The organism is Acinetobacter sp. T63 (genome assembly GCF_053852345.1).
This window is the reverse complement of the sequence record NZ_CM132659.1, coordinates 1,106,985-1,119,151: the sequence shown is the minus strand read 5'-3', so window position 1 is coordinate 1,119,151 and position 12,167 is coordinate 1,106,985. Positions and strand designations below refer to the sequence as shown.

Genomic DNA, 12,167 nt, shown 5'->3' with positions numbered 1-12,167 from the left:
CTACAATTCAGTTATAAATCAGAATAGGCTAAAACTTACATGGCCTTCATCATATTTGGCCGAACCACCTTTTCTTGATACATCATCCTGAATATTCTCATAATTTCTTCTTTCCAGCTGTTCGTCATCTGGAAGATCCAGCAACTGACGCAAACGCTCGACATGCGTTGCCAGTTCAGCATCCCGGGTTTCTAGCGCCAGCGTAATCACATGATGTGCATAGGAGCGATCCTGCATCAGATACATCACGTCAATTACTCGACTATTCACTTTTCTTAACCGTGCATACAACAATGTTGCAATGGAAAAAACATCATCACGACCGGATGTAATATTCACCCTATATCCCTCTGTAAAATAAAAGATTTAATCAACAAGTTCCTCTTGTTGATGGTGTGCAATTATACATATCTCATGAATTTTCAATTTGCTTTTTATGCCAAGATTAAGAGCTTTTTATAATTATTAGCTCTAACAGAGATGTGCCAGATTTATAAAAAATTCCACAGCTTTAATAGCCAAAATACGGTAAACTTGGCGCAGTTTTTATTTATTCTTTTCCGGTCTCTCTATTTTATGAATACCTCTTCACGTTTAAGCAATTATTGGGTCACCTGTGCCGATGGTCTGGAAACCTTATTAGAAGAAGAAATCAAAGGTTTAGGTGTTCAGAATATTGAACGTTTCCCGGGTCGTCTAACCTTCAAAGGTACGCTGGAAAATGCTTACCGCATCTGCATGTGGTCTCGTCTGGCGTCGCGTGTCCTGATGCCAATCCACACCCATGAAATTGAATTTTCACATGATGCCCGTGATGTTGCTGAAGAGCTTTATGAAGGTGCAATCAGCTTTGATTGGTCACTGATTTTTGCACCACAAAGTACCTTCGCCATTCGTTTACACGTTGAACGTGAAATTAAGGTCAATACGCAGTTTGCTACGCTACGTGCCAAAGATGGTGTGGTTGATTCATTTATGGAAGCTGTCGGTAAACGCCCAAGTATCGACACCAAATCACCTGAAATCACCATGTATATTTTGGCAGGTAAAAAAGAACATACCTATTGCTTAGATTTATCGGGTGATTCACTGCATAAACGTGGCTACCGTCGTTTTATGACCGATGCGCCAATTAAAGAAAACCTGGCCGCGGCAATTTTGCAAAAAGCCAAACTCAAAGAAAAGAATCCGGACATTATTCTGGACCCGATGTGTGGTTCAGGTACCTTTATTATTGAATCCCTGCTGATTTTAACCGACCGTGCACCGGGTCTGGTACGCCGTTTCGGCTTTAATGGCTGGAATGGCCATGACCATGAACTGTGGATGTCATTAAAGGCAGAAGCGGCTGAGCGTCATCAACAGGCGCTGGAACAGCCACTGCCAAAATTCTATGCTTTTGATGCCGACTGGGAAGCAGTCAAAGCCACCAAACAGAATATTATTGCTGCCGGTTTTGAACGTCTGCTCGATCATATCCAGATTGAAGAACGCACCTTGTCAGACTGGCCAGATTTTCAGGCCGAAGGCAAAACTGCGTTTGTGGTGACCAACCCGCCGTATGGTGAACGTCTGGGAGATAAAGCCTCGAACCGTGCCTTGTATTTAGGTCTGTCTGCCCTGCTACAAAAACATTTCCCGAACCAGTCTGCTGCTGTCATTGCAGCCCAGGTGGAACAGGCCGATGTGCTGGCATTTAATGAGCCGCAAACCTTGCGTTTAATGAATGGTAAGCTGCCAATTTACATTCGTTTTGGTACGGTCAAACCATCGGCAGTAGTAAAACCATTCCTGGCCGACTGGCAGCCACAGCAGTTTGAACCGATTGAAGGTGCCGAAGACTTTACCAACCGTCTGCAAAAAAACATGCAGGCCTTAAAGAAATGGGCGGTTAAAGAAAACGTCTATTGTCTGCGTTTATACGATGCCGATTTACCGGACTTTAATGTCGCGGTCGATTTATATGGTGATCGTCTGCATGTGCAGGAATATGCACCACCGAAGAAAATTGATCCTGAAAAAGCAAAAAAACGCTTTAACCTGGCGCTGCAAGCGATTCGTGCCGTGACCGGTTTAGGCCGTGATGCCGTGTTTATTAAAACCCGTGCCCGTCAGGAAGGTAAAAACCAGTACACCAAACAAAGTACCGCATCGAAACGCTTTATTGTGCAGGAGGGTCAGGCCAAGATTCTGGTTAACCTCACCGACTATCTGGATACCGGCCTATTCCTGGACCATCGCCAGATTCGTTTACGCATTGCCAAAGAAGCTAAAGGCAAGCATTTCCTCAATCTGTACAGCTATACATCAACGGCGAGTTTGCATGCTGCTTTAGGCGGCGCAGCCAGTACCACCAGTGTGGACTTGTCCAACACCTATTTAAACTGGTCCAAAGAAAACTTTGTCTTAAACGGCTTAACCGTCGACCATGCCGATGAACAACACCAGTTCTTTGCCAGCGACTGTTTTGAGTGGCTAAAAGAAGGTCATGAGCAATATGACCTGATCTTTATTGATCCGCCCACCTTCTCTAACTCGAAGAAATTCTACGGCACTTTTGATGTACAACGTGACCATGTTTCGCTAATTAAACGCGCCATGAACCGTTTAACCACAGAAGGCACCCTGTACTTCTCGAACAACTATCGCGGTTTTGAAATGGATGAAACCTTGCCAGCGCTGTTTGATATTCAGGAAATCAGCCATGAAACCATTGGTCCAGATTTCAAGCGTAACCAGAAGATTCACCGCGCCTGGAAAATCCAGCATCCACAAATCTAAAATGTGATTGGCAAGGACGGTGAATGGCAAAGGATGATTTGATCCTTTTCTATTCGCAATTCATTCGATCAGCAATAAAAAAGCCTGCTACCCCATAGCAGGCTTCTTTTACATCGGAAACTTTACGCTGTCACTCATCATCCAGCGTGGACTTACTTTGCAGAGTGAATCGCTACATCTGCCCGGCTTTTTGCTGCAGATATACCCATAAAAAAACCCGGCCGAAGCCAGGTCTTTGATTAAACAGTTTAGATGAACCGTGTGCGGATTAGTTCAGTTTCAGCTTCTGGAAATCCAGTTGGCCTGCATCTGCCGTAATCACAATGGTATCTCCCGGCTGGAAGTCACCGGCCAGAATTTTCTGCGCCAGATTATTTTCTACCTGTTGCTGGATGGCACGTTTTAATGGACGCGCACCGTAAACTGGGTCAAAACCGGCTTCAATCAGCTGGTCAAAGGCAGAATCATCTACCGTTAACTTGATATCGCGGTCGGCCAGACGGGCACGTAAACGGTTCAGCTGGATATCGGCAATACCACGAATCTGCGCTTTTTCCAGGGCATGGAATACTACCAGCTCATCAATACGGTTGATAAACTCTGGACGGAAATGCTCAGACACGGCCGCCATCACTACATTGCGTACATCATCACGGCTTGGATTATCGCCCAGTTCACGCACATCGCTTGAACCCAGGTTCGAGGTCATTACAATCACGGTGTTTTTAAAGTCCACCACACGGCCCTGCGAGTCGGTCAAGCGACCATCATCCAGCACCTGCAGCAAGATGTTAAATACATCCGGATGGGCTTTCTCCACCTCATCAAACAGCACCACGCTATATGGTTTACGGCGTACGGCTTCAGTTAATACCCCGCCTTCTTCATAGCCGACATAGCCCGGAGGCGCACCGACCAGACGACTGACTGAATGTTTTTCCATAAATTCGGACATATCAATCCGGATCATGGCGTCATCGCTGTCAAACAGGAAATTGGCCAAGGCTTTGGTTAACTCGGTCTTACCGACACCGGTTGGACCCAGGAATAGGAAAGAACCACTTGGACGGTTCGGATCCGACAACCCGGCACGTGAACGGCGCACCGCATTGGATACCGCAATCACCGCTTCATCCTGCCCTACCACACGCTGATGCAGGAAGCTTTCCATTTGCAGCAGTTTTTCACGCTCGCCTTGCAGCATTTTCGCAACCGGAATACCGGTGGCTGCGCTGACCACTTCCGCAATTTCGTTATCGGTGACTTTATTGCGCAATAACTTCGGTTCTTCTTTCTCTTCCACCAGCTCATCTTGGGCCAGCTGTTTTTCCAGTTCCGGAATCACGCCATATTGCAGACGCGACATCTCGCCCAGATCATTTTCACGCTGTGCTTTTTGCAAGGCAATACGCGCCTGATCCAGCTGCGCCTGAATCTGCTTAGTGCCTTCGACCAGAGTTTTTTCAGACTTCCACACTTCTTCCAGATCATTATAGTCTTTTTGGACGTCTTCGATCTGTTTTTCCAGATGACTGACTTCTGCACGGCTGCCGGCATCTTCATCTTTTTTCACAGCTTCAAGTTGCAGCTTTAACTGAATCAGACGGCGTTCCAGCTTATCCAGCGCTTCCGGTTTAGAGTCCAGCTCCATCTTGATGCGCGATGCTGCTTCATCAATCAGGTCAATGGCTTTATCGGGCAACTGACGGTCAGTGATATAACGATGTGACATTTTCGCTGCAGCAATAATCGCCGAGTCGAGAATTTTCACCCCGTGGTGGACTTCATAACGCTCTTTCAGACCACGTAAAATGGCAATGGTGTCTTCGACACTTGGCTCATCGACCAGCACTTTCTGGAAACGGCGCTCAAGGGCGGCATCTTTTTCAATGTACTGACGATATTCATCGAGCGTGGTTGCCCCCACGCAGCGTAATTCACCGCGTGCCAGCGCCGGTTTCAGCATGTTGCCGGCATCCATCGCGCCATCACCTTTACCTGCGCCAACCAGGGTATGCAACTCATCAATAAACAGGATGATTTCGCCTTCATGCTTGGCCAGATCTTTCAGGACCGCTTTTAAACGCTCCTCAAACTCGCCGCGATATTTGGCACCGGCCAGCAATGAACCCAGGTCCAGCGATAACACGCGTTTGCCTTTTAAGCTTTCTGGCACTTCACCATTCACAATACGCTGTGCCAGACCTTCTACAATTGCGGTTTTACCGACCCCAGGCTCACCAATCAGTACCGGGTTATTTTTGGTCCGACGTGACAAGACCTGTACGGTACGGCGGATTTCATCATCACGACCAATCACCGGATCGAGCTTGCCAGCCAGCGCACGTTCGGTTAAATCTACAGTGTATTTATTGAGTGAATCACGTTGATCTTCATGATTATTACTCATCACTTTTTCATCACCTCGAATTTTTAAAATCACCTGACGCAGACTGTCTGCGCTGACACCGATACTGTTCAATAAGCTTTTAGTGGCCCCAACTTCGCTCAGGCCCAGTAATACCCAGTCGGTAGACAGGAATTCATCGCCCGCTTTCTGGGCATAGCTATCGGCCAGGTTTAAGGCTTTAACCGCTTCCGGACTTAAATTAATGTCGCCAGTCGGATTAGCTAGCGTTGGCGCATCATTCAGTGCCTGCTGCAACTTGCTCTGCAAATCACGCAACTGGGCACCGGCCTGCTGTAACAAGCTGACATTGGATGCTTCTTCTAACAGAGTGGCCAAGACATGAATGCCGTCAATGGCGGTATGGTCTTTGCCCATCGCCAGCGATTGCGCATCGGAGAGAGCTTGCTGTAAGCGATTTGTAAATTTTTCAAAACGCATTCTTGTTATTCCTCACAACAATTTTTTCACTTGAAACATATATGGGAGTACTTTTGGCAATTTCAAATGATTTTTCATATATTTTTCAAAGTGTTATTTTAATGCAACAGATATAACTCAATTATAATATTGGTCTGTGACCGGCCAATTTCAAGTCAGCATCAGGATTATTTTTATACAGTAATGCAGCTGCGACCTATGTAATAGGAAACACATATTTTGAGAGCTCTGCCCATTGCGGCCAATTTTTTGCGAGGTCTAAAACCATGGAAAAATAAAAAAGCCGGTAATTAACCGACTTTTTACATGACTTTACAGTCATGATTATTCTGCTTCGATAATCTCGAAATCGTGGCTAATTTCAACACCACCATCTGACAGCATTTTGCTGGCTGAACAGTATTTTTCTGCGGATAATTCAACTGCCTTGGCGACCTGCTTTTCCTTGACTGCCTTGCCTGTCACCACAAAATGCAGATGAATTTTGGTGAACACCGCCGGAATCGAATCGGCACGTTCTGCTTTCAGCTGACAAACCACACCAGTCACATCCTGACGTGATTTCTTTAAAATGGTCACAATATCAAACGATGCACAACCACCAAGTCCCATTAAAATGAGCTCCATGGGACGTGGTCCACGGTTTTCTCCACCATACTCGGCAGAACCATCCATCACCACGCTATGGCCACTTTCCGATTTTGCTTCAAAAGCAACATTCTCTAGCCAATGAACACTCGTTTGCATTGCAAGTCCTTCAAAAAAACTATAAATTTACAAGGTGCCTGTACACTAACATAATTTGAGTTGATAAGGAATTTCATCTCTACTGTGTGACAAGTTCATACTAGGTCTTGTGCGATCTATTATTTATCCATTTTCGGAACCTTTAGCATGACTTCAAACTTTTCACAATTAAGCACCGATGCCCTGTCTCCTGGTCAATTACCAGATTCAGTCAAGGCATTATTAAAACGTGCATATATCAACCGTTATCCGAAACGGACCACAATTGTTGATGCGGGGTCTGAATCAAAATCACTTTATTTGATTCTGAAAGGATCTGTTTCCATCATTCTGCGTGAAGATGATGATCGCGAAATTGTTGTGGCGTATTTGAATCCGGGTGACTTCTTTGGGGAAATGGGTCTATTCGAAGCAAATCCACAACGTACTGCAGAAGTACGCACACGTGACGTTTGTGAAATTGCCGAAGTGACTTATGAAAACTTCCACGAGCTCAGCAAGCAATATCCAGATTTAAGCTATGCGGTATTTGCCCAACTGGTGCGCCGTTTAAAAAATACCACGCGTAAAGTGACCGATCTGGCCTTCATTGATGTTTCAGGCCGTATTGCGCGTTGTCTGATTGACCTGTCTGCGCAGCCTGAAGCCATGATTTTGCCAAATGGCCGTCAAATCCGCATTACCCGTCAGGAAATTGGCCGCATTGTTGGCTGTTCACGTGAAATGGTCGGCCGTGTTCTGAAAACCCTGGAAGAACAAGGCATGATCGAAACTGATGGTAAAGCCATTCTGATTTTTGATGCCTCTTTAGAGCAAAATGATGCAGCAGATGAACAGTTTGATGATGAATAAGTTTTAAACTGCAGCATGCTTAAGGCAAATCTTCGGATTTGCCTTTTTTGTGCCTGTTCGCTATGTGAAAAATATTTACAAACTAACCTAAAATATTGATTTAACAGTCTGCCTGCGATGGTTTAGCCTAGTCCCTATTCGCTTGATGATATTTTGAATAAGGACATCTTATGCAGTTCAATCCCCTTGCTGATACCGGTATTTTATTGCCTGAAATCTGTCTGGGCACCATGACCTTTGGTGAACAGAATACCCAGGATGAAGCCTTTGCCCAGCTGGATTATGCGCTGGAACGTGGCCTGTATTTCTGGGATACCGCCGAAATGTATCCGGTGCCACCGAAACCAGAAACTCAAGGTGCCACCGAAGTCATGATTGGCAACTGGCTCAAGACGCGCGGTGGACGGGACAAGCTGTTTTTGGCCTCAAAAATTGCCGGACCGGCTCAAGGCGGCAGCCATATTCGTGATGGTCAAACCCGTTACAACGCTACCGATATTCGCACTGCGCTGGATGGCAACCTGAAACGCCTGCAAACCGACTATATTGACTTATACCAACTGCACTGGCCACAGCGCCCGACCAACTTCTTTGGCAAACTGGGTTATGGCAATACCGAAGCCCATGCACAGCAGCATGTCACCGACCTTGAAGAAACCCTGACCGCATTGCAGCAGGAAATCCAGAACGGCCGGATTCGCTATATTGGCCTCTCCAATGAAACCCCATGGGGCACCATGAAGTTTTTGCATCTGGCGGAAAAACTCGGTTTAAGCAAATTTGTCAGCGTACAAAACCCCTATAACCTGCTGAATCGTACTTATGAAATTGGCATGTCGGAAATTGCCAAATATGAAGGCGTCGGCTTACTGGCTTACTCTCCTCTGGCCTTTGGTTATTTAACCGGGAAATTCCGGCATGGTGCCCGTCCGACCAATGCGCGTGTTACCCTGTATTCACGCTTTAGCCGCTACAGCAATCCAGAAAGTGAATGGGCCACTGAACAATATGCGCAACTGGCCGAGCAACATGGCCTCAGCTTAACCCAACTGGCTTTGGCTTTTATTAAGCAGCAGTTCTTTGTCACCAGTACCATTATTGGTGCGACTTCGCTGGAACAGCTAAAAGAAAATATTGATGCCTTTGAAGTCAATCTGTCCGATGACATTTTACAAGGCATTGAAGCGATTCACCGTCAGCAGCCCAACTCGGCACCTTGATGACAGGTATTAACAAAACCTCATGCATAAAAAAATGCCTCATCATATGAGGCATTTTTAAATCTATTTTAAACCCAGAAGCTTAACGACGGTTCTGGTTATAAATGGCCTGAGCAGCCGGCAAGTTCTCACGCATCGCTGCAATACGCTGGCTGTTCGATGGGTGAGTCGACAGGAACGATGCCCCGCCACCACCTTCTAAGCGGTTCATTTTTTCCCATAAGGTAATTGCCGCTTGCGGGTTATAGCCACCACGCGCCATCAGCATTAAACCGCCTTCATCGGCACGACTTTCCAGATTACGTGAATATGGCAAGCCCACACCTACCTGTGCGCCCAATTGTGCCGCTGCAGCACCTAACTGGCCAACGTTACTGCCTGCTGCGCTTAAACCGATATTTAAAGCTAGGTTGGTCAGTGCCTGCGCGCCAATTTTACTCTTGGCATGTTCTTCTAGAGCATGCACCATTTCATGGCCCATAATCGCAGCAATTTCGGCATCGGTCAGGTTCAGTTTATTGACGATACCAGTATAGAACACCACTTTACCGCCCGGCGCGACAAAGGCATTAATCTGGTCAGATTTTAATACTGCCAGCTGCCAGCTAAATGGCTGACCAGTCTGGTTCATCTGGTTGGCAACCGGTGTTAAACGCTGGAACACCGTGTTAATACGTTTATAGGTACTCGAACTGGTGTCCAGCTGCCCCTTGTTACGCGCATCTTGCACCATCTGGCTATAACTTTGCGCCGCGGTTGCATTTAGGGTTGCGGTATCTGCACCGGCCATATCGGCCACGGTGGTACAGCCTGAAAAAGTGATTGCACTTGCGGCACAAAAACTCAATACCAATTTTTTGTTCATTATAATAATCTCCGCCATTCGGCTATACACATACTCATGAATTATATGAAATCATTTCAATGCTTTAAATCTGAAATGGCTTCATAATCATATCATTTATGTAAACAATGGCAGTGCTGTGTAAACTGTAGCTACATCAGCAGCAACGAGCGGAATACGGCCTTAATAGGCAAACTGATAGAAAATCCAGAATACCAGACAGAAAATATTCAGGCCCAGATACATCTGCGAAACCACTTCCATTTTCTCTTCCAGTGCCGGATTTTTACGTTTATAGAATAAATAGGCGTTTTGGATCAGTACCAGCGGCACCAAAATACAGGCAAAAATCACACTCAGACCAATAAAGGCCTGATACATAATATTCGGATCATGCTTTTGTAACAGAATCAGCAACATCGCAATGGTCGGTGCACCGCCCATGGCAAATAATAACGAATAGAAAATGGTACTTGAAATATTTTTATGCATCCTGCCTGACCCAATGTTTTTGCTGTGTTTTATTCTAGCAAGCACCATCTGAATAGACAGTGCTGATGTGTGCAACTTTAGTCTTGAATTACTTCGCAGCGCGGTAATACTGCATTGCTTCCGGCATCATCTGCTGTAACGCGGCAATACGGTCATTGTTACTTGGATGGGTCGACATAAACTTGGCCATGGCGCTATTTCCACGCGCATCGTTGGCATTCATTTTCTGCCAGAGCGTAATGGCTGCATTCGGATCATAACCGGCTTTGGCCATTAACAGTAAACCGCCTTTGTCGGCGCGGCTTTCCAGATTACGCGAATAAGGCAACCCTACCCCAAACTGACTGCCTAAATCCAGCAGTAAACCACCATAACCACCGACCGACTGGCCCACATATTGCGAGCCAATACTAACCGCCAGATTGGTCAGGGTCTGGGCGCCAATTTTACTTTTGGCATGTTCTTCCAGTGCATGTACCATTTCATGGCCCATGATCGCCGCGACTTCATTGTCAGTCAGTTTCAGGTTTTCAACAATGCCTGTATAGAACACTACTTTGCCACCCGGAGCCACATAGGCATTAATTTCAGGTGACTTAATCACCGCCACTTGCCACTCAAAAGTCTGCCCGGTCTGGTTCATCTGGTCGGCATAGGGCTTCATCTTTAAAAACACGCGATTAACCTTCTTATAGGTGGCAGAACGGGTATCTAGCACCTTTTTCTGCTCGGCTTCCTGCAACATTTGCTGATAGCTCTGGCTGGCGTTTAAGTTTAAAGTCGCTGAATCTGCCCCGGCCAGTTCTGCCACAGTGGCGCAGCCCGTCAAATGCGTTGCCAATACAATTCCAATGGCTAAGTTCTTATATTTCATAACATTCTCTAATTGTTCGAAAGTGCCTAGCACTATAAACAAAATCAGGGAATTCTCAAGATGGTGCGCTATTTTTCTGAGCCAAAAATAAAAAACCCTGTGCAAGCACAGGGTTTTCTCATTTCAGCTTAAACGATTAAGCTTCAAACGGATGACGCAGAATAATGGTTTCTGCACGGTCTGGACCCGTTGAAATGATATCGATTGGACATTCAATTAACTGCTCAAGACGCTTGATGTAGTTGATTGCATTTTCAGGCAATTGTTCAACACTGGTCGCACCCACAGTTGACTCAGACCAGCCTGGCATGGTTTCGTAAATTGGCTTCAAGTTTTCATAAGCCAGCGCGTCAGAAGAACCGACACAACCTGAATCGGTGTTTTCATAGCCAACACAGATTTTAATTTCTTCTAAACCATCCAATACGTCTAACTTGGTCAGGCAGATTCCAGACAGTGAGTTGACATCCACTGAACGGCGCAGGATTTCTGCATCGAACCAGCCACAACGACGTTGACGGCCAGTAGATGCACCAAACTCGTGACCCACTGTACCCAGGTGTTTACCAATTGCATCACCCACATCATTTGCCGCGTCGTAAACCAGTTCAGTTGGGAATGGACCAGCACCCACACGCGTGGTGTAGGCTTTGGTAATACCCAGCACATAGTCAAGATGCAATGGACCCAAACCTGAACCTGAGCTTACGCCGCCCGCGGTGGTGTTTGAAGAAGTCACGTACGGATAAGTACCGTGGTCAACGTCCAGCAATGAACCTTGCGCACCTTCAAACATAATGTTGTCACCGTTTTTACGGTAATTATGAATTTCAGTGGTTACATCCACCACTAATGGTGCAATCACTTCACGCCATTGGTCACACAGTGCAATCACGTCGTCCAGTTTAACTTCTTCAACACCGTAGTATTGAGTTAACTGGAAGTTGTGGTAATCCAGCAATTCAGCCAGCTGCGCACGTAATGCGTCACCGCCACGTACCAGGTCAGCCACACGTACTGCACGGCGCGCCACTTTATCTTCGTAGGCAGGGCCAATACCACGACCGGTAGTACCAATTTTGGCATTGCCACGTTTTTTCTCACGTGCCTGATCCAGCGCAATGTGGTTCGGAAGAATTAATGGACAGTTTGGAGAAATACGTAAACGTTCTTTAACTGGCACGCCTTCCTGTTCAAGAATGGTCATTTCCTTGATCAGCGCTTCAGGTGAAAGCACCACACCGTTACCAATTAAGCACAGTACGTTTTCACGTAAAATACCAGATGGAATGAGGTGTAATACAGTTTTCTTACCACCAACCACGAGAGTATGACCTGCGTTGTGTCCGCCTTGATAACGTACTACCGCAGCCGCTTGATCTGTGAGCAGGTCGACGATTTTACCTTTACCTTCGTCGCCCCATTGGGTACCAAGTACCACAACATTCTTGCCCATAATAGCCTCATTACATCATGCTGTTAAAATTGAAAACCAGGCACATGTGACAT

Annotated in this window: 10 protein-coding genes; 3 read left to right on the top strand and 7 right to left on the bottom strand. The window is 46.2% G+C overall.

Annotated features, from left to right (window positions below; genetic code table 11):
- Positions 1 to 18: 18 nt before the first annotated feature.
- Positions 19 to 339 (bottom strand): hypothetical protein, encoded by a 321-nt coding sequence (locus tag ACVLR6_RS05345; RefSeq protein ID WP_160241446.1) that lies wholly within the window; start codon positions 337 to 339, stop codon positions 19 to 21.
- Positions 340 to 576: 237 nt separating this feature from the next.
- On the opposite strand from ACVLR6_RS05345, the gene rlmKL reads away from it, so the two are divergent.
- Positions 577 to 2,781 carry a bifunctional 23S rRNA (guanine(2069)-N(7))-methyltransferase RlmK/23S rRNA (guanine(2445)-N(2))-methyltransferase RlmL gene (gene rlmKL / locus ACVLR6_RS05340; protein ID WP_168399992.1) on the top strand — a complete coding sequence of 735 codons (2,205 nt, stop codon included), beginning with the start codon at positions 577 to 579 and terminating at the stop codon, positions 2,779 to 2,781.
- A 268-nt stretch (positions 2,782 to 3,049) separates the two neighbouring features.
- Here rlmKL and clpB read toward each other — a convergent pair whose 3' ends face one another.
- Together clpB and ACVLR6_RS05330 are read right to left on the bottom strand one after the other, a co-directional pair.
- Entirely contained in the window at positions 3,050 to 5,629 is a 2,580-nt protein-coding gene (gene clpB, locus ACVLR6_RS05335; protein WP_160241448.1) for an ATP-dependent chaperone ClpB, read from the bottom strand.
- Positions 5,630 to 5,953: 324 nt separating this feature from the next.
- Positions 5,954 to 6,376, bottom strand: coding sequence for an OsmC family protein (locus ACVLR6_RS05330; protein ID WP_005177032.1), 423 nt, complete (start codon positions 6,374 to 6,376; stop codon positions 5,954 to 5,956).
- A gap of 147 nt (positions 6,377 to 6,523) precedes the next feature.
- Between ACVLR6_RS05330 and crp the strand changes: the two genes are divergently transcribed.
- Both crp and ACVLR6_RS05320 read left to right on the top strand, forming a co-directional pair.
- Positions 6,524 to 7,228, top strand: coding sequence for a cAMP-activated global transcriptional regulator CRP (gene crp, locus ACVLR6_RS05325; RefSeq protein WP_005177031.1), 705 nt, complete (start codon positions 6,524 to 6,526; stop codon positions 7,226 to 7,228).
- Positions 7,229 to 7,398: 170 nt separating this feature from the next.
- Positions 7,399 to 8,448, top strand: coding sequence for an NADP(H)-dependent aldo-keto reductase (locus tag ACVLR6_RS05320; RefSeq protein ID WP_168397366.1), 1,050 nt, complete (start codon positions 7,399 to 7,401; stop codon positions 8,446 to 8,448).
- Between the two features lie 82 nt (positions 8,449 to 8,530).
- Here ACVLR6_RS05320 and ACVLR6_RS05315 read toward each other — a convergent pair whose 3' ends face one another.
- The 4 genes from ACVLR6_RS05315 to ACVLR6_RS05300 all read right to left on the bottom strand — a co-directional run bounded on the left by ACVLR6_RS05315 (position 8,531) and on the right by ACVLR6_RS05300 (position 12,114).
- Positions 8,531 to 9,313 (bottom strand): M48 family metallopeptidase, encoded by a 783-nt coding sequence (locus ACVLR6_RS05315; RefSeq protein ID WP_005177027.1) that lies wholly within the window; start codon positions 9,311 to 9,313, stop codon positions 8,531 to 8,533.
- Positions 9,314 to 9,475: 162 nt separating this feature from the next.
- A complete protein-coding gene (locus ACVLR6_RS05310; RefSeq protein ID WP_005177024.1) occupies positions 9,476 to 9,784 on the bottom strand; it encodes a hypothetical protein in 309 nt (102 codons plus the stop codon).
- Between the two features lie 88 nt (positions 9,785 to 9,872).
- On the bottom strand, positions 9,873 to 10,658 hold the full coding sequence (locus tag ACVLR6_RS05305; protein WP_168382977.1) for a M48 family metallopeptidase: 786 nt from the start codon (positions 10,656 to 10,658) through the stop codon (positions 9,873 to 9,875).
- Between the two features lie 136 nt (positions 10,659 to 10,794).
- Complete coding sequence (locus ACVLR6_RS05300) at positions 10,795 to 12,114, bottom strand: adenylosuccinate synthase (protein WP_005177019.1); 1,320 nt, start codon at positions 12,112 to 12,114, stop codon at positions 10,795 to 10,797.
- Between the last annotated feature and the right edge of the window lie 53 nt (positions 12,115 to 12,167).